The organism is Devosia neptuniae (genome assembly GCF_025452235.1).
Taxonomy (GTDB): domain Bacteria; phylum Pseudomonadota; class Alphaproteobacteria; order Rhizobiales; family Devosiaceae; genus Devosia.
Genome location: NZ_CP104965.1, coordinates 2,240,463 through 2,257,229 on the forward strand (window position 1 = coordinate 2,240,463; position 16,767 = coordinate 2,257,229).

Sequence of the window (16,767 nt, forward strand, 5' to 3'; positions counted from 1 at the left end):
AGTAAGGGTCCGCTTCGGCGGGCCCTTTTTGTTGGCATTATCGTGATCGAGGTTGTTCTCGGTGCTAACAGTCTGTTAACGCCAAGGCCTCAGATGACACGGTGTGCTGTTCAGATTTTTTCGGAGTAGACCGCCTGGTGCGTCCCCTGTTTTTCCCGGCCATTTTTTGTCTTGCCGCACTTATCCCCGCTGTCCGGGCGCAGGAGAATGCCGACGCGGCACTGGTCGGCGAGCTGATGGCCTTCCAGGGCTCCAAGGCCATTGTTTCGGCCATGACCACCCATTGCTACGAAACCACCGGGCTCAACAGCGCCTATAAAACTGCCAATGATAACTGGTACTTACGCAATATCGGCTTCCTCGATCTGGCCGATCGGGTGATCAACAAGCTGGGCGGCGCCAGCCCCGGCCAGATCGAAGCCGCCGAAACCTATGGCGGCACCCAGATCATGAGCGCCTTCAACCAGGCCGAAGACAAGGACGCCTTCTGCCGCTCCTTCCTCGAGCGGGTGGATAGCGGGGCGCTCGATATCGACAAGCAATTGTCCGGAATTCTCAAGCGCGCTCAAGACATTGCGGCCCAATAGCCCATTCCGGCAAGGGGCAATGCCGAGCACACGCGTTGCCCGGCGGAGCAGGCTGGTGTAACTGCTGTGGCACAATGACTCGGCGGTGCCCGTGATGGACTTTCCCTGGCTTGAATTTGCCGGCCTGATGCTGGCCTTCGGCATCAATGCGGTCATCCCCGGCGCCGATTTCGCCATGGTGCTGCGCCAATCCATCGCCCATGACCGCCGCGCAGCGCTCTTCACTTCAGCTGGCATTGCCACCTCGATCCTGGTTCATGGCAGCTATACGCTGCTCGGGGTTGGTGTGATCGTCGGGCAATCGCTGCTATTGTTCAATATTCTCAAATGGTTGGGCGCGGCATACCTGGTTTACCTGGCGATATCAGCGCTACGTAGCCCGCCACCAAAAGCGCCCGAGCCCGGTGATCTGACCGGCGCCAGGCGCGGCGATCTGGCGGCTTTCGCCCTGGGCTTTCTGACCAACCTGCTCAATCCCAAGGCCGTGCTGTTCTTCCTGGCGCTGTTCACCAGCCTGGTTTCCGCCCATACCCATATGGACGTCAAAGTTATCTACGTGCTGGCGATGAGCCTTATGCTTTTTGCCTGGTTCGCATTGGTCTCGGTTTTCTTTACGACACCTTCTGTACGGCAAGGCTTTTTCCGGTTCGGCCGGTGGTTTAATCGGGTAACCGGCATTACATTCATCCTGCTGGCGGTTCGCGTGGCGATCGCACAGCAACACTAGGCACCTCTTTGTAATCGGGGCATCAGAATGGCAGACATCTTCGACCTCACCATCATCGGCTCGGGCCCGGGCGGCTATGTCGCCGCTATCCGCGCAGCGCAGCTGGGGATGAAGGTTGCCGTGGTGGAAAAATGGCCGACCCTGGGCGGCACCTGTCTCAATATCGGGTGTATCCCGTCCAAGGCGCTGCTGCATGCCTCCGAATTGTTCGAGGAAGCCGGCCACAGTTTCAAGGCGCTGGGCATAGATATCCCCGCCCCGGTGCTGAACCTGCCGCAGATGATGAATCATCGCATCGAAACCGTCGCCGCCAATGTGGGCGGGGTGGATTATCTCTTTAAAAAGAACAAGATAACCGTGTTCCGCGGCACCGGCACCATTGCCGCGCCGGGCAAGGTTCTGGTCACGCCGCAGTCGGGTTCTGCCCAGACTGTCGAGACCAAGAATATAGTTATCGCCACCGGTTCGGTATCGGCTAACCTGCCGGGTATCGAGATCGACGAGAAGCAGATCGTCAGCTCCACCGGCGCACTGACCCTGGACAAGGTGCCGAACAGGCTGCTGGTGATCGGCGCGGGCGTGATCGGGCTCGAGCTGGGCTCGGTCTGGGCGCGGCTGGGTGCCAAGGTGACCGTCGTCGAATATCTCGACCGTATTCTGCCCGGCATGGATAGCGAAGTGGCCCGCCAGTTCCAGCGCATGCTGCAAAAGCAGGGCATGGATTTCAAGCTCTCGAGCAAGGTTGCCGGCATCGACAAGCAGGATGACGGCTCGCTCAAGGTGCGGGTCGAGCCGGCCAAGGGCGGCGATATGGAAATCCTCGACGCCGATGTGGCGTTGGTCGCCATCGGCCGCAAGCCCTATACCGAAGGGCTGGGGCTGGACATTGTGGGCGTGGCGCTGGACGAGCGCGGCCGTGTCCGCGTTGACGGGCATTACAAGAGCTCGGTCGATGGCATCTACGCCATTGGCGACGTCATCGCCGGCCCGATGCTGGCGCACAAGGCCGAGGATGAGGGCATTGCGGTGGCCGAAATCCTCAGCGGTCAGGCCGGTCATGTGAACTATGCGGCGATCCCCGCCGTGGTTTATACCAATCCCGAGATCGCCTCGGTCGGCAAAACCGAAGACGAGCTCAAGGCGGATGGCGTCGAATACAAGATCGGTAAATTCCCCTTCACCGCCAATGGCCGCGCCAAGGCGATGCTGGCGACGCAGGGCTTTGTGAAGATCCTATCCGACGTCAATACCGATCGGGTGCTGGGCGCCCATATCGTGGGCAAGAATGCCGGCGAGATGATCCACGAACTGGTCGTGCTGATGGAATTCTCCGGTTCCTCCGAAGACCTGGCCCGGAGCACGCATGCCCATCCGACCCTGTCGGAAGCCGTGCGCGAAGCGGCCCTGTCGCTGGGCGATGGCGCCATTCATATCTGATTGGCAAAAAGCTGGTCGTTTCAGAACCCCGGCACCTGTCGGGGTTCTTTTTTGCCCGCTGCGTTCTTCCATACCAGATTGATGCAAGGTAGAAGGGCGGAGGTTCCGTTGCGTTTGGAGGATCGCGTGAGCACCGATTACGATATTTCGCTGACGGTCGAGGCGCGGCGATGAGCGATCTGTCGGCGTTCAGCCTTGCAGGCAAGACGATCATGGTGACCGGCGCGAATACCGGCATCGGGCAAGGCATTGCGGTGTCGATCGGACGGGCCGGTGGCCAAGTAATCGGCGTAGGGCGCTCGTCCATGGCCGAAACGGCGCAACTAGTGGGTGACGGCTTTGTCGGCGTCGCGGCCGATCTGGGCTCGGCTAAGGCGGCGCAGGCCATGTTTGAGACCACCTGGGCCGAGCACGGGCCGATCGACGGGCTGGTCAACAATGCGGGCATCATCAAACGGGTCGATGCGGTGGACTTCACCGAGGCGGATTGGGACAGCGTGATGGACATCAATCTCAAGACGATGTTCTTCCTCAGCCAATCCTTCGGGCGCAAGGCGCTGGAGCGGGGCCATGGCAGCGTGGTCAATATCGCCTCGATGCTGAGCTTTCAGGGCGGCATACGGGTGGCGAGTTACACCGCTTCCAAGAGCGGTGTGCTGGGCATTACCAGGCTCCTCGCCAATGAATGGGCGGCCAAGGGCATCAACGTCAACGCCATCGCGCCGGGCTATATCGAAACCAACAATACCGAGGCACTGCGGGCCGATCCCGATCGTTCGGCCTCGATCCTGGGCCGTATTCCGGCGGGGCGCTGGGGCGAGCCATCCGACATTGGCGATGCGGCAGTGTTCCTGCTGTCGCGGGCGTCCAAATATATGCATGGCGCCGTCATCCCGGTGGATGGCGGGTGGCTCGCACGATGAGGAGAGAACGATGAGCAGACAGGCAGTTTTTGCGCAGCCGGGGGCGACGGACTGGACCGAACTGGCGCCGGGCAATCGGCGCCGCGTGTTGATCCACACGCCCGAGCTGATGCAGGTGGAGTTCGGCTTTGAGCAGGGTGCAGTGGGCGCGCTGCATTCGCACCCGCACATCCAGGTAAGCTATGTCGCCGAGGGGCGGTTCGAGGTGACCATTGGCGGCAAGACCGAAGTGGTCGAGCAGGGCGGCAGCTTCATCGTCCCTAGCGGCGTCGAGCACGGTGTGGTAGCACTGACCGAGGGGCGCCTGATCGACGTCTTTACCCCGATGCGGCAGGATTTTCTGTAGCGTTGCTAACTGGTTGGGGGCACAGGGCCGTATTCCAAACTCAGTGTCACCCCGGCGCAGGCCGGGGCCCATCCTGAGATTTATTCATGCGCCGTCAGATGGATGCGCAACCCGCGACCTTGCGGCAAACGGCGCCATCTCGAGATGGGCCCCGGCCTGCGCCGGGGTGACACCGAGTGCGGGAAAGCGCTGGTGCTCTACCCAATCTCCACCAGCATCGCTGCATAAGCCTGCTCGTGCTTCCCAGCCCGGTTCGGTCAGCCGGCCGCGCCGTGGTGGGATGAAGCTATAGATCCCCCGGATCGGTTCCTCGCGCCATTGCAGGTTGAAGGCGGCGTATTTGGGGAAGAATTCCATGTCGGAATAGGGCAGGTGGTCATGCACCCACCAGGCCATGGCCTCCCAATCGCCGGTGCGCTGGTAATAGGGGATGAAGCGGTTGACCACGACGCAAGCCGTGGCGCCCATGCGGCCCTGGGCGTCGCGGCGGTCCCAGATATGGCCGGCATAGTTGCTGTCATTGCTACCGCAATTGAGCTTGTTGGCATTGCCGAAGCCATTGACCTCGGGCGAGCGATAGGACGAACGCACCGAAATGCGGCCGAAGCGGGCTTGCAGCGGTTCGAGCAGGGTTTCGCACAACACCTTGCCGGCGGCGATGGCGAGGTCGGGGTCTGATGGAATGTTCTGAAAACCATTGATGGCGGCGATTTCCGAATAGAGGAAATCGCGCATGAAAAAACTCTCCGACAGGCGGATGCGGCCGAAGTCTTCGAGACCTCTGACGGATTTGGGCTGGCGCATGGCTCTGCCTCCGGTTGATGCATGCGGCATTGTCTTGAGGTAACGTCGGGGCGACAACCCGGTTTCGACGCCACTAGGACGATCCAATGCTTGAAGCGATGTTCTTTATCGCCATTACCGCCGAGGCGATGACCGCGGCGCTCGCCGCTGGGCGGCGCAAGATGGATTGGTTCGGCGTTTGCCTATTGGCCTGCGTCACCGCATTGGGCGGCGGCACGGCGCGCGATATCCTGCTGGGGCATTACCCGCTCTATTGGGTGCACAATCCCTATGTGCTGCTGCTGGTCTGCGGGGCGGCTTTGCTGACCATTGCCATGGCGCGGGTGGTGGACCGCTTGCGTTGGCCCTTCCTGCTGCTCGATGCACTGGGGCTGGTGGTGTTCACTATCGTCGGGTGCAATGTGGCCATCGAGATGGGCCAGCACCCGCTGATCGTCATCGTCGCGGGCATGGTCACCGGGATTGTCGGCGGCATATTGCGCGATGTGCTGTGCAATGACGTGCCGCTGGTGTTTTCGAGCGAACTCTATGCGACCGTGTCCATCGTCACCGGCGTGATCTATTATTTTGGGCTTCAGGCCAACTTGCAGCAGGATCTGGTGATGCTGGTGGCGATTGCTGTTGGGTTTGCCTTACGCGTCGTGGCGCTGATCTGGAAATGGGAAATGCCCAAATTCGTCTATGACAAGGATTTGCGATGAAGCCGCAACGCATCGTCCTGTCGCGGCGGGCGGGGTTCGACCTGCAGGCTGTCTCGCATGCATTGAATGGACTGCCGGCCCAGTCCGTGGCGCGGCCGGGCCGGTGGGGCAATCCGTTCACTATTGACGATGTTGCCACGGAGCTGGGCGTTGATCGGGTCAAGGCACAGGCCGAAGCGATAGCACGCTATGGACGCTGGATACGCGGAGAACTGGTGACAGAGCAGACGCCGCCAGCTCTTGCCGAGATCCGCGGCGCACTGGCGGGGCGGAACCTGGCCTGCTGGTGCAAGGCGGGAACGCCCTGCCACGCTGATACGCTAATCGCGCTGGCGAACGGCTGACCGGACTATTTTCGACGATTATTGCCGATTTTGTCCTAAATACTGCATCTGACCGCGGCATGATTTACCACTTGTCAAAGTGTTAAGATCACTGTCGGCCTTCGGCATCGGCCGGCTCGAGGCACTACCATGGATCCATTGGCTCTGTTCCAGCGAACGATGGCATGGTTCACGCCGCAGGAATTGCAGCGCGACCTGCATACGCGCAAACGCGTGCAGATGTTCGTCATGAGCCACATGTTCGGGCCGATTATCGCCACGCCGATCCCGCTATTCCTGTGGTTCGCCGACCCGACGCCCATGCCGCATGTGCTGGTCTTGGCGGCGTCGATCTATGCTTTCTGGCCATTCCTGGCGCTGCTGAAGCTCTTTCCACGCGCCTATACGCAATTGGCCATGCTCTCGGTGCTGAACCTGACCTTCTGTATCCTGTGGGGCACCTATAATTACGGCGGCACCAGTTCGCCCTTCCTAGTCTGGCTGGTGCTGACGCCGCTGCTCGCTTTCATGTATCTGGGCGCGAGCTGGACGGCGCGCATCTTCGTGTTTGCGCAGTTCACGCTGGGCCTTGGGGCGCTTTATATTTTCTATCTTCTAGGGGATTTTCCCAGCCATATCCCCGTCGAGAACATGGTGGTGGCCGGCGTGCTGTCGGCGCTGGGCTGCAATATCTACGTGTTCATGATGGCGGCCTATTATTCGAGCGTGGTGGATAGCCAGTCCGAATTGATCCGCGAAGTCGAGCGCCACCAGGAAACGCTCAAGGCCCTGACCCTGGCCAAGGACGAGGCCGAGCGGGCCAATGGCGCCAAATCGGAATTCCTCGCCAAGATGAGCCACGAGCTGCGCACCCCGCTCAATGCGGTGCTCGGCTATTCGGAAATCCTGCTCGAGGATGCCGAGCTTGACGGACGGGGCGAGCAGATTGCCGACCTGCAGAAGATCAGCGCGGCGGGCAAGCACCTGCTGGCCATGGTCAATGACATCCTCGATATTTCCAAGATCGAGGCCGGCAAGATGTCCCTGCATGTCGAGACGGTCGATCTGGATCTGCTGATCAACGAGGTGGAATCCACCGCAAGGCCGCTGGCGATCAAGAATGCCAATAGTTTTGTGGTTGAGCGCCATGGCGAGTTGGGCACGATACGGTGCGACGCGACCAAGCTGCGGCAGGCGATTTTCAACCTGCTCTCCAATGCCGCCAAGTTCACCCATAATGGCAGCATCACGCTCTCCATCCTGCGCCGCCCCGAGGCTGGGCAGGAATGGATCGAGATCGCAGTGGCCGACACGGGGATCGGTATCTCGGCACAGCAGCAGAAGGCGCTGTTCAACAATTTTGCCCAGGCCAATCCCAAGATTGCCGCGGTCTATGGCGGTACGGGGCTGGGGCTGTCGCTGAGCCAGAATTTGTGCCGGCTGATGGGCGGGCAGATCGATGTCGAGAGCGAGTTGGGCAAGGGCTCGTGCTTTACCATTCGCCTGCCGGCGCAAAGCGAGGAAGCGGCGCATGATCCGCTGGCCAATGTCCGCGGCGCCATTGTGCCGCTGCATGGCGAGCATGTGCAGGATTTCAACGATCGTATTTCGGGCACCGGCAGCAGCGAGCGGCAGCGCCTGCTGATCATCGACGATGATCGCAATTTCCTCGAAGTCGCCGAGCGCCTGTTCGCCAAGGAAGGGGTGACGCCCATCTGCACCGATGCGCCGCAATCGGCGCTGCAGATTGCCCGCACGGTCAAGCCCTCGGCGATCTTCCTCGACATCCTGATGCCGGGCTTTGATGGCTGGGACGTGCTGGCGGCGCTCAAGGCCGATCCCATCACGCGCGATATTCCGGTGCTGATGATTTCGATCCTGTCCGAGCGCAGCAAGGCGCTGGCGGCGGGGGCCGATGGCATTCTGCTCAAGCCGCTGGATGGCGACAAGGTCCGGACGGCCATTGCCAGCCTCAAGGCGGCGCGTGGGGCGCGGCCGCCGCGGGCGGTCAACGAATAAGCGGGAGAGCGCTGATGGCACTGGTGCTGATCGTTGAGGATAATCCCATCAATCGCGACGTGCTGGGTCGGCGGCTGGAGCGGCGGGGTTACGCCATCCGCTTTGCCGAGGACGGCCCCAGCGGCATCGCCGCCGCGCTCGAATTGCTGCCCGATGTAATCCTGATGGATATGGGCCTGGGCGAGATGGATGGCTGCGAAGCCACCCGCCGCATCCGCGCCAATCCCGAAACAGCGGCGGTGCCGATCATTGCGCTGACGGCGAGCGCGTTCGAAACCGATCGCGTCAAGGCACTGGCCGCCGGCTGCATCGATTTCGACACCAAGCCGGTGGACCTGCCGCGTCTATTGAGCAAGATGCAGGCCGTGCTGGGACCGAAAACCCCGGCAGCGGCGTTTGTCGAGGGATAGGCTGACCTGCCTCCCGGTAGCCTCTATTACGGGGCCTCGGGTGGCTCTCATCCCCTAAATCCCTCCCCACAAGGGGAGGGACATCGATCGGGGCTCGCGTTGGAACCGGTTATTCTGCGGGAATGCTGCTGGCTTCTTCCATCCGCTCGCTGACACGGTGCGGAGCTTCGTGGCCGAGCCGGTATTCCATGTCCGCGTCATGCATGGCCTGGGCGAGGATTTCCACCACCTGGTCGATGTCCTCGTGGGTATGGGCAGCCATGACCTGGAAGCGGAAGCGGGCGCCGCCCTGGGGCACGGCGGGGTATTCGACGAGGTTGGCAATGCCGCCCATGGCCATCAGGTGGCGCGAGGCAAAGCGGCCCACGCTCTCCAGACCCAGGCTGACCGGCACGATAGGCGAAGGATTGCCCAGCACTTCGAGGCCGGCAGCGGTCATTTCCTGACGCAGATAGAGGATATTATCCATCAGCTTGCGGCGCAGAGCGCGGCCTTCGCCGGAGGTCACGATATTGAGCGCGGCCAGGATGGTGGCCGCCTGCACCGGCGAGAGAGCGTTGGAGAAGGTGTGGGTGGCGCTGTAATATTTGAGGTATTCGGCGGTCGCCTTGTCGCGGACGGCAATGAAGCCGCCATTGGAGCCGAAGGTCTTGGAGAAGCTGCCGATGATAATGTCGGCGGCGTCGAGCATGTTCTGCAGGCCCAGATGGCCCAGCCCGTCTTCGCCCATCGAGCCCATGTCATGTGCGCAATCGACCAGCAGGGTGGCGTCGTATTTGTCGCAGAGCGCGCGCATGGCGCCCAGATCCGGCGTGTCGGAGTGCATGGAGAACAGGCTCTCCGTCACCACCATGATGCCGTTTTTGGTGTCGGTGGCGCGGATGCGGGACAGCTTGCGCTCCAGCGCCTGCAGATTGAGGTGGCCGTGATGGTGCACGTTCTGCGTCGCGGCCTTGGCGCCTTCCTGCAGGCACGAATGGGCCAGGATATCCATGACCACATGGTCATTGGCGCGCACAAAGCCCTGCACCGAGCCATAGCCGGCGGCCCAACCGGTGGGATAGAGCACGATTTCGCGACCGCCGATGAAATCGGACAGAGCGCGCTCCAGGCGGAGCGAATTGGTGGTGTTCCCCAAAAGAGCCGCCGAGCCGGCGCTATGGACGCCATATTCGCCGATGGCCTCGATGGCCGCCTGCTTTACGGCCGGGTGGGAGGAGAGGCTGAGATAATCCTGGCTGGCGAAGTTGATGCCCGAGAATTTCTGCCCGATATCGCTGCGGGCTTCGCAGCGGGCCTTGGGGGCAGTGGAGGTCGAGCGGGCATAGGGCCATAATTCATGCTGGCGGCGCAGGTTCTGCCACTCGTAAAAACCGGCTACGCGGCTGATGAGGCCGGGTCCGGCGGGGGCACGAAAATCTCGCAGGCTGCCCTTCAAAGCTGCCTCTGGCGCGGATTTATACTTACTCTCCATGACGCTCTCCTAATCTGACTTACAGGCCTTACTCTGGCGAAACTACGGAGGGCGCTTGAAAAACCTCCGCCACCACCTCTGGTCGAGTGCAGGGCAGCTTTTTAACAATTCTTTAACCTTTGTTTAAAATGCAATGTTTTGTTAACTTTGCATAGAGCCTGTCAGAGAGATTTTTAGTAAGGTTAACGCGCGCCAAAGCGCCCGCTCACTTGCGCTCTGCAAATGGCGGGGTCGGTTCTTCGCTATTTCGTGAACGGACGGAAACCGTCTGTTTGGCGGGTGCTAGTCTTCGAGGAGATAGCCGCCGGCCCGGGTGGGCAGTATTTCGCTGCCGACGATCTTGGCGATTGCAGCGCCACGGGCGACATATTTGGCGCTGGCGCGCGACAGCACGAAACCATCGGTGCCGGCCAGGATGGGGCGGCGGGCGAGGAAGGCCTGCGGTCCGTCCATGGCGATCAGATCGGCGACAGGCTGGCCGTTCGTGACGCGGTCGCCCAGTGCGACGTGATAGGCGAGCAGGCCCGGCGCGTCGGTGCGCAGCACTTCGGTGGCTTCGAACGGCGTGGGCCGAGGCGCTGAGGGCGGGGCTTCGACATCGGCGGCGATGAGGCCACGGCTGGCGAAGAAGCCGAACAGGCCCTCGGCATCGACCTTGCCCAGCGCGTCGAAACTGTCGGCGCGGCCGCGGTATTCGAGCGTTGCGGTTTCGGCGCCATTGGGAATGGGAAAACCGGGATTGGCGAGGCGCGCCTTGCGATAGAGCGAGGGCAGCACTTCGTCGAACGAGCCGCCGCCGCTGTCTTCGGCGGTGAGAGTGGCGGCGACGCCCATCCAATCGGCCAGATCCTGCAGGCCCGGCATCAGCTCGGGCGAGGTGAAGATGTGCATCAGGCTATCGTCGTCGCAATGCAAATCGAGCACGATATCGGCGTCATGGGCGGATTTGAGCACGAAGAGGCGCAATTGCTGGGCGGCCGAGCCCGGTGTCTGCGCTGCGATCCAAGAGCCGACGGCGGCGCGGATGGTGGCGATATTGGCCTTGGGGTCAGTGCCGAGCTTGCCCGCGATGGCATTGGCAATCAGCGGATAGAGGTCGGGCCAGCGGCGGTTGTAATTGACGCCGGTTTCGATGTCGTAGCGGCCGATATGGTGGCGCAGCGAGCGATTGGCGAGGCCCAGCGGATTGACCGAGGGGAAGATGAGGAAGCGCGCCTTGAGCTGGTTCGCCGCATCGGCTTCGGCCAGCATGGGCAGCAGATGATGCAGCGCCATGGTGCCGGGCTGCTCGTCGGCATGGAGGGCGGCCTGCAGATGCACCTTGGTTTGGGCGGTTTCGGGCCCGGCCGTGTACCAATAGAGATTGGTGGAGGTGCCCGGCGTGTCGCCGGAAAAGGCCGTCTCGTGCAGTTGCAAAGTCATGGGCTCAGCGGATCCATTTTGGCTGGAAGCGCATGCGCGGCGGTGCCGGCATGTGTCGCATCAACCTTTGGTAGACCAGCCCGAACAGGAAGAAAACCACCAGCGAGACGGCGAGGAAATAGAGGGCGGCGACCGAAAAATGCAGGAACGCATTATAGTCGCGCTCGAACAATTCCTTGGCGGTGATCATCAGGTCCTTTTGCAGGCCGATGACCGGCAGGGCAAAATAGACGATGGCCGTGGCGTGGAACAGGAAAACCACTTCATTGGTATAGGCGGGCCAGGCCAGCCGGATGAGATTGGGCCAGATCACCTGGCGGAATTGCTGGGCCCCGGACATGCCATAGGCGCGGGCGGCCTCGACCTCGCCGCGGGGCACGGCACGCAAGGCGCCATGGAAGATTTCGGCGGTATAAGCGGCGGTGTTCAGCGTCAACACCAGCGGGCCGATGAACAGCGGATGCAGCACGAACCAGGACACGCCCCAGGGCTTCCACAGGCTGACATTGAACGAGAGCGCCAGCGAATAGAACATGAAGAACTGGATGAAGAGCGGGGAGCCGCGAAAGGCATAGACAAAGGCGCGGCTGGGGCGCGACAGCCATGGGTTGGACGATGCCTTGCCCAGCGCCAGCCCGATGGCCAACACGAAGCCGATGGGGATCGAGGCGGCGGCAAAGTAGATGTTGAACAACACCGCGGGGGCGAAGAGGGCCAGTTCCTGGATAAAGCGCTCCATCATTGGGCCTCGCTCAAGATGCCGCGCCCGGCGCGACGCATGATGGCGTTGAAGGCTTTTTCGGAGATCAGGGTCACCAGGATATAGAAGACGAAGAGCACGAGATAATAGCGCCAGCGCCAATCCTCATGCACCAGGCCCACTGTGGGCAGGAAATTGGGCGCGCCGAGCCGGTCGGCCCAGAGCACGATATCGGCGATCTGCAGCAGCGAAAGCAGGGACGTTGCCTTGACGATCAGCATCCACACATTGGAGAGCCCGGGCAGGGCGTAGACCCACATCTGTCTGATATGGACCCGCCACAAAACCTGAGCCGCCGACATGCCATAGGCGCGGGCGGCTTCGAGCTGGCCATTCGGCACCGAGCGCAGTGCGCCGTGAATGACATTGGTAGCGAAGGCGCCGTAGACCAAGCCCAGCGAGACGGAGGCCAGGATAAGATATTCGGGCGTGCCGAGAAACCAATTGGCTTCCTTGCAAGGTGGCCAGGCGGCAGTCTGGGCGGCAATTGCCTCCGGCGAGCAGACCTGGGTGGCGGCGACCCATTCGACGGCCTGCTCGAAGGCGAGTGGGAAGAACAGGAAGAACAGCACATCGGGCACGCCGCGCACGATGGAAGAATAGATGGTGCCGATCAGCCGCAGCGGAAAGAAGCGCGAATTCTTGAGCGTGGCGCCGATCAGCCCGAACACCACGGCGAGCGTGCCGCCGGCGAGCGCAGCGAAAATGGTGAATTGGAAGCTCGCATACCAGGTGAGATGCTTGCCATTGGTCAGGTAGGAGAACCAGTAGGCGATGTCGTCGGTCATGGAGTGGCCGCTTGGATCGGATCAGGAATTGAATTTGGCATGCGGTTGATCACGATCTCGAAATTGGTTTTCCCTCCCCGTGACGGGGAGGGAAAGATGGAAAGGTTAGCTCGGCTTACTCGGAGAAATAAGGCCCGCGGCCTTCGAACCACTTGGCGATCAGGGTGTCGAGGGTACCGTCAGCCTTGAGGGCGGTGATGGCGGTATCGAACTTGCCCTTGAGCTCGGCTTCGTCCTTGCGCACACCGGCGCCCACGCCGTCGCCAATCAGGATGTCCTCGCCAACGAATTCGAGCGTGCCGCCCGAGGCGGTGACGACGGGTTCGAGATAGGCGGCGTCAGCCAGGATGGTGTCGAGATTGCCGGCGGCAAGGTCGGCCATGGCCTGGTCGGCTGTACCGAAGGACACGACGGTATTGTTGCCGGCCAGGTTTTCCTGGGCATAGGCGGCCTGGATGGTGCCGCCCTGCACGCCGACGCGCTTGCCCTCAAGGGCGGACGGATCGATGGCTTCGCCAGCGGTGGCGACGAATTTGGACGGATCGGGCGGGAAATAGTTCTGGGTGAAATCGATGGTTTCCAGCCGCTCGTCGGTGATCGACATGCCGGCCATGATCACATCGTAGTTGCCTGCGAGCAGGTTGGGGATGATGGAATCCCAGTCATTGATGATGAATTCGCAGGTAAGGGCGGCCTTTTCACAGATGGCATTGCCCAGCTCGATTTCAAAGCCGGCGGGCTTTCCGGCATCATCGAGGAAATTCCACGGGGCATAGGCGCCCTCGGTGGCGATGCGGACGGTTTCCTGGGCCTGGCTTGCCGAGGCCAGCGACAGGATTGCCGCAGCGGCAAGGATAATCTTCTTCATCTTCACGTCTCTCCGTTGAATATTGTTATGGCGTCGCAATGGCTCAGGCGTGGCTGGCGGCATTGAGGAATTGTCTGAGGCGGGCCGATTTGGTGGCGCCGAATACCTGGTCGGGCGTGCCCTCCTCTTCGATCAGCCCCTGATGCAGAAAGATCACCCGGTCGGAAACCGAGCGGGCAAATTCCATGTCATGGGTCACCAGCACCATGGTGCGGCCCTCATCAGCCAGAAGCTTGATGACGCGCAACACTTCCACCTCCAGCTCGGGATCGAGCGCGGAAGTGGGTTCGTCAAACAGCATGACGCGGGGATTGATGCATAGCGCCCGGGCGATGGCGGCGCGCTGCTGCTGGCCGCCCGAAAGCTGGCTCGGATAGTTCGATGCCTTGGCGCCGATCCCGACCTTGTCCAGCATGGCCAGCGCCTCGGCTTCGACTTCGGCGCGGGCGCGGCGCTGCACGATCAGGGGCGCCTCCATGACGTTCTCGAGGATCGTCATATGGGCCCAGAGATTGAACGACTGGAACACCATGCCAAGCTCGGAGCGGATGCGGCGGATCTGGTCTTCATTGCCGATATGGCGGCGCTTGCCACTGCCGCGCAGCTCGATTTCCTCGCCATCGATGGCGACACTGCCTTGGTCGGGCACTTCGAGCATGTTGATGCAGCGCAGGAGCGTGGATTTACCGGAGCCGGACGAGCCGATCAGCGAGACGACTTCGCCTTCGCGGGCGGTGAAGGATATGCCCTTGAGAACTTCAAGGTCGCCGAAAGACTTGTGCAGATCGTGAATGGCCACGACCGGCCACTTCTCAGCCCCTGCGGGCTTCGATTGTGCCATGCTCACCTGTTGCCCGCTTGGGCGGGTTTCCTGACTGGTGACTGCCTTATTATGAGGCGGGCAGTCTTGACCGCCTGCAACAAAAGCAGAAGTGCGGCAGATGGCAAGCGAAATGCGCAAGGACGCACAATTGTGCGCGGATCAGACGGCGAATTGATCGGTGGGAACGCTGAGACGGTAGGAGACGTGGTCGGCATCGACGGTGAAGAGCGCTTCCCCGCCCACCGATAGCGGCACGACATGTTCGAGCACCATGGTGCCGAAGCGAGCCGGCTCGCGGCCCTTGGCATGCTCGATGCCGGTTTCCTGCCATTCGATGACCAATTGGCGGTCGTCGGGCGACAGCTTGGCATCGATCCAGATATGGCCGGCGCCGATATGGGCGAGGGCGCCGTGCAGCGCGGCATTGGCGGCAAGTTCGTGAATAGCCAGGCCAATGTGCAGCGCGGCGTTGGGGCCGAGCACGGGGTTTTCACCGGTCATGCGGGTCTTGCCCAAGGCCAGGGGGCCGATACGGGCGAGTTGGGACGTGACCAGCGATTGCAGATGTGTGCCGCGCCAATTGCTTTCGGTGACCAGATCCTGCGTGCTGGACAGGGCATGCAGGCGCCCGCGGAAACGGTCGAGAAATTGCTGGATGCTGGTGCTGTGCCGGGCGGTCTGCATGGCGACCGACTGCACGATGGCCAGGAGGTTCTTGGAGCGGTGGCTGACTTCGCGCAGCAATTCGTTGACCGCAGCTTCCCGGCCGCGTTCTTCGGTGACGTCGGTCACGATGGTGGTGACGCCATCGGCGTCGGGCAATAACTGCGCTTGAAACTGCTTGCGGCGGATCGGATCGGACAGTTCGAACCCGACACGCTGGGATTGGCCGGAGCTGAGGCAGGCATCAAAGGCGGTGATGATCTGGCGGGCAAGCGGGAGGGCCAGAAAATCGGCCTCCCGGTATCCGACTACATCGCGGCCGGTCCACTCTTCGGGCAGGTTCTCGGCGAGGTCATAGGTATGATCGCGGCGCTGGTGCAGCACGCTGATGCCGCGACCGTTCAACCCGGCCGAAAGCGCGCGCACCCACATTTGCAGCTGACGCTCGGTTGATGCCGAAGACATAGGGATGGTCCTTGCATGGTCGGCGGGATGCAAAAGGCGGCTGCGCCGGAGCGGAGCCGCCTTTGGGTTCAGCGTATCGGTCGTCATGGCTAGACCCGGCGGATCAAGCCGATAACGAGCGAGATAACGAGGAAGGCCAGGAACAGGAAGAACAGAATCTGGGCGATACCGGCCGAGGCGCCAGCAATGCCGCCAAAGCCGAGAACGCCGGCAATCAAGGCGATGACGAAGAAGACAAGGGCATAGTAGAGCATGAGAACTCTCCTCTGATTAGCTTGTCAAAACAACGTGCAGGCCGGTGAAGCGGTTCCGATGGCGCAAATAAAAAGGCCGGGAAAACCCGGCCTTTAGCAGATATCGCCATGACGAAACGCCGTGTCTCACGCCGCGGCGCGGGAGCCTTCGTCAAAGAACAGTGCCTGGCTGATCAGGGCCTTGACCATGTCCGGATTGAAGGGCTTGGTGACGAGGAATGTCGGCTCCGGGCGTTCCCCGGTCAGCAGCCGTTCGGGGAAGGCGGTGATGAAAATCACCGGCACCGAATGGGTGTTGAGAATGTCGTTGACCGCATCGATCCCCGAGCTGCCATCGGCCAATTGGATATCGGCCAGGATCATGCGCGGATGGGTCTGGTTGAACAGGTTGACCGCTTCCTTATGGGTGCGGGCGACGCTGACCACCTTGTGGCCCAGGCTCTCCACCAACTGCTCGATATCCATGGCGATCAGCGGCTCGTCCTCGATGATCATGATTTCGGTCGCGACCTGGCGGGAAATGTCGACCGAGGCCTCATCGAGCAGATCGGCGAACTTGCTGTCGCTGACACCCAGAATTTCGGCGGCCTGGGCATGGGTAAAGCCTTCGACGGCCACCAGCAGGAAGGCTTGGCGCGGCTTGGGACCCAGATTGGCGAGGTTGCGCGCCGCGCGTTTTTCCCAGGCAAAGCTGGACGCCGGCTCGGGCACGGGAATAGCTGAGGACGAGAAGAGGGCAGAGAACAACTTATAGAGCGCGATACGATCGCTGGACGCTTCGGGAAACAGAGAAATGTCGGCGATGAGAGCTTCGAGAGTTGCCGCTACATAGGCGTCTCCGGACGTCTGCGATCCGGTTACGGCGCGGGAAAACCGCCGTAGATACGGCAAATGCGGAGCAATCCGCGTGGACAAAGTCATATAAGAACTCCCAATGACGCTTAGATCGTGGACCCACGAAACCCTTAAACGG

The 16,767-nt window shown here is 61.6% G+C and carries 19 protein-coding genes; 9 read left to right on the plus strand and 10 right to left on the minus strand.

Translation table 11 applies throughout. The annotated features are described in order from the left end of the window. The first annotated feature begins 137 nt into the window (after positions 1-137). From N8A98_RS13750 to N8A98_RS13770, 5 genes are all read left to right on the plus strand, one after another. Complete coding sequence (locus N8A98_RS13750; protein WP_262166125.1) at positions 138-587, plus strand: hypothetical protein; 450 nt, start codon at positions 138-140, stop codon at positions 585-587. Between the two features lie 94 nt (positions 588-681). Next, positions 682-1,314, plus strand: coding sequence for a LysE family transporter (locus N8A98_RS13755; RefSeq protein WP_262166127.1), 633 nt, complete (start codon positions 682-684; stop codon positions 1,312-1,314). Positions 1,315-1,341: 27 nt separating this feature from the next. Further along, positions 1,342-2,751, plus strand: a complete 1,410-nt coding sequence (gene lpdA, locus N8A98_RS13760; RefSeq protein WP_262166129.1) for a dihydrolipoyl dehydrogenase — start codon at positions 1,342-1,344, stop codon at positions 2,749-2,751. A gap of 170 nt (positions 2,752-2,921) precedes the next feature. Then, positions 2,922-3,674 (plus strand): 2-dehydro-3-deoxy-D-gluconate 5-dehydrogenase KduD, encoded by a 753-nt coding sequence (gene kduD / locus N8A98_RS13765; protein WP_262166131.1) that lies wholly within the window; start codon positions 2,922-2,924, stop codon positions 3,672-3,674. 10 nt (positions 3,675-3,684) lie between these two features. Continuing rightward, entirely contained in the window at positions 3,685-4,020 is a 336-nt protein-coding gene (locus N8A98_RS13770; RefSeq protein WP_262166132.1) for a cupin domain-containing protein, read from the plus strand. Positions 4,021-4,104: 84 nt separating this feature from the next. Here N8A98_RS13770 and N8A98_RS13775 read toward each other — a convergent pair whose 3' ends face one another. Then, the gene (locus N8A98_RS13775) at positions 4,105-4,824 is read right to left on the minus strand and encodes a hypothetical protein (RefSeq protein WP_262166133.1); all 720 of its coding nucleotides are present in this window, start codon (positions 4,822-4,824) and stop codon (positions 4,105-4,107) included. Positions 4,825-4,910: 86 nt separating this feature from the next. Between N8A98_RS13775 and N8A98_RS13780 the strand changes: the two genes are divergently transcribed. The 4 genes from N8A98_RS13780 to N8A98_RS13795 all read left to right on the plus strand — a co-directional run bounded on the left by N8A98_RS13780 (position 4,911) and on the right by N8A98_RS13795 (position 8,277). After that, positions 4,911-5,525 carry a trimeric intracellular cation channel family protein gene (locus N8A98_RS13780; RefSeq protein WP_262166135.1) on the plus strand — a complete coding sequence of 205 codons (615 nt, stop codon included), beginning with the start codon at positions 4,911-4,913 and terminating at the stop codon, positions 5,523-5,525. Beyond that, entirely contained in the window at positions 5,522-5,869 is a 348-nt protein-coding gene (locus N8A98_RS13785; RefSeq protein WP_262166137.1) for a DUF4326 domain-containing protein, read from the plus strand. Before N8A98_RS13780 ends, N8A98_RS13785 begins: the two co-directional genes overlap by 4 nt. A 129-nt stretch (positions 5,870-5,998) precedes the next feature. Beyond that, positions 5,999-7,867, plus strand: coding sequence for an ATP-binding protein (locus N8A98_RS13790; RefSeq protein ID WP_262166138.1), 1,869 nt, complete (start codon positions 5,999-6,001; stop codon positions 7,865-7,867). Positions 7,868-7,881: 14 nt separating this feature from the next. Beyond that, on the plus strand, positions 7,882-8,277 hold the full coding sequence (locus N8A98_RS13795; RefSeq protein ID WP_262166140.1) for a response regulator: 396 nt from the start codon (positions 7,882-7,884) through the stop codon (positions 8,275-8,277). Between the two features lie 109 nt (positions 8,278-8,386). Here N8A98_RS13795 and N8A98_RS13800 read toward each other — a convergent pair whose 3' ends face one another. From N8A98_RS13800 to N8A98_RS13840, 9 genes are all read right to left on the minus strand, one after another. Continuing rightward, positions 8,387-9,751 carry an aminotransferase class I/II-fold pyridoxal phosphate-dependent enzyme gene (locus N8A98_RS13800; protein WP_262166142.1) on the minus strand — a complete coding sequence of 455 codons (1,365 nt, stop codon included), beginning with the start codon at positions 9,749-9,751 and terminating at the stop codon, positions 8,387-8,389. Between the two features lie 282 nt (positions 9,752-10,033). Next, positions 10,034-11,173 carry a succinylglutamate desuccinylase/aspartoacylase family protein gene (locus N8A98_RS13805; protein ID WP_262166144.1) on the minus strand — a complete coding sequence of 380 codons (1,140 nt, stop codon included), beginning with the start codon at positions 11,171-11,173 and terminating at the stop codon, positions 10,034-10,036. 4 nt (positions 11,174-11,177) lie between these two features. Next, complete coding sequence (locus tag N8A98_RS13810) at positions 11,178-11,915, minus strand: ABC transporter permease (RefSeq protein ID WP_262166146.1); 738 nt, start codon at positions 11,913-11,915, stop codon at positions 11,178-11,180. After that, positions 11,912-12,721 (minus strand): ABC transporter permease subunit, encoded by an 810-nt coding sequence (locus N8A98_RS13815; RefSeq protein WP_262166147.1) that lies wholly within the window; start codon positions 12,719-12,721, stop codon positions 11,912-11,914. Before N8A98_RS13815 ends, N8A98_RS13810 begins: the two co-directional genes overlap by 4 nt. 115 nt (positions 12,722-12,836) lie before the next feature. Further along, complete coding sequence (locus N8A98_RS13820) at positions 12,837-13,589, minus strand: transporter substrate-binding domain-containing protein (protein ID WP_262166149.1); 753 nt, start codon at positions 13,587-13,589, stop codon at positions 12,837-12,839. 43 nt (positions 13,590-13,632) lie between these two features. After that, complete coding sequence (locus N8A98_RS13825; RefSeq protein WP_262166150.1) at positions 13,633-14,430, minus strand: ABC transporter ATP-binding protein; 798 nt, start codon at positions 14,428-14,430, stop codon at positions 13,633-13,635. A gap of 141 nt (positions 14,431-14,571) precedes the next feature. Beyond that, positions 14,572-15,540, minus strand: a complete 969-nt coding sequence (locus N8A98_RS13830; protein ID WP_162740184.1) for a sensor histidine kinase — start codon at positions 15,538-15,540, stop codon at positions 14,572-14,574. Positions 15,541-15,629: 89 nt separating this feature from the next. Then, positions 15,630-15,794, minus strand: a complete 165-nt coding sequence (locus N8A98_RS13835) for a DUF1328 domain-containing protein (RefSeq protein WP_035102914.1) — start codon at positions 15,792-15,794, stop codon at positions 15,630-15,632. 126 nt (positions 15,795-15,920) lie between these two features. Next, positions 15,921-16,715, minus strand: coding sequence for a response regulator (locus N8A98_RS13840; protein WP_113121442.1), 795 nt, complete (start codon positions 16,713-16,715; stop codon positions 15,921-15,923). Between the last annotated feature and the right edge of the window lie 52 nt (positions 16,716-16,767).

Excerpts from the sequence above, each read along its gene's own strand:
- N8A98_RS13825 (WP_262166150.1), bottom strand. The coding sequence starts at position 14,430 with ATGGCACAATCGAAGCCCGCAGGGGCTGAGAAGTGGCCGGTCGTGGCC.
- N8A98_RS13775 (WP_262166133.1), bottom strand. The coding sequence starts at position 4,824 with ATGCGCCAGCCCAAATCCGTCAGAGGTCTCGAAGACTTCGGCCGCATC.
- N8A98_RS13805 (WP_262166144.1), bottom strand. The coding sequence starts at position 11,173 with ATGACTTTGCAACTGCACGAGACGGCCTTTTCCGGCGACACGCCGGGC.
- N8A98_RS13790 (WP_262166138.1), top strand. The coding sequence starts at position 5,999 with ATGGATCCATTGGCTCTGTTCCAGCGAACGATGGCATGGTTCACGCCG.
- N8A98_RS13800 (WP_262166142.1), bottom strand. The coding sequence starts at position 9,751 with ATGGAGAGTAAGTATAAATCCGCGCCAGAGGCAGCTTTGAAGGGCAGC.
- N8A98_RS13840 (WP_113121442.1), bottom strand. The coding sequence starts at position 16,715 with ATGACTTTGTCCACGCGGATTGCTCCGCATTTGCCGTATCTACGGCGG.
- N8A98_RS13755 (WP_262166127.1), top strand. The coding sequence starts at position 682 with ATGGACTTTCCCTGGCTTGAATTTGCCGGCCTGATGCTGGCCTTCGGC.
- lpdA (WP_262166129.1), top strand. The coding sequence starts at position 1,342 with ATGGCAGACATCTTCGACCTCACCATCATCGGCTCGGGCCCGGGCGGC.
- N8A98_RS13795 (WP_262166140.1), top strand. The coding sequence starts at position 7,882 with ATGGCACTGGTGCTGATCGTTGAGGATAATCCCATCAATCGCGACGTG.
- N8A98_RS13820 (WP_262166149.1), bottom strand. The coding sequence starts at position 13,589 with ATGAAGAAGATTATCCTTGCCGCTGCGGCAATCCTGTCGCTGGCCTCG.
- N8A98_RS13785 (WP_262166137.1), top strand. The coding sequence starts at position 5,522 with ATGAAGCCGCAACGCATCGTCCTGTCGCGGCGGGCGGGGTTCGACCTG.
- N8A98_RS13780 (WP_262166135.1), top strand. The coding sequence starts at position 4,911 with ATGCTTGAAGCGATGTTCTTTATCGCCATTACCGCCGAGGCGATGACC.
- N8A98_RS13830 (WP_162740184.1), bottom strand. The coding sequence starts at position 15,540 with ATGTCTTCGGCATCAACCGAGCGTCAGCTGCAAATGTGGGTGCGCGCG.
- N8A98_RS13810 (WP_262166146.1), bottom strand. The coding sequence starts at position 11,915 with ATGATGGAGCGCTTTATCCAGGAACTGGCCCTCTTCGCCCCCGCGGTG.
- N8A98_RS13815 (WP_262166147.1), bottom strand. The coding sequence starts at position 12,721 with ATGACCGACGACATCGCCTACTGGTTCTCCTACCTGACCAATGGCAAG.
- N8A98_RS13770 (WP_262166132.1), top strand. The coding sequence starts at position 3,685 with ATGAGCAGACAGGCAGTTTTTGCGCAGCCGGGGGCGACGGACTGGACC.
- N8A98_RS13835 (WP_035102914.1), bottom strand. The coding sequence starts at position 15,794 with ATGCTCTACTATGCCCTTGTCTTCTTCGTCATCGCCTTGATTGCCGGC.
- kduD (WP_262166131.1), top strand. The coding sequence starts at position 2,922 with ATGAGCGATCTGTCGGCGTTCAGCCTTGCAGGCAAGACGATCATGGTG.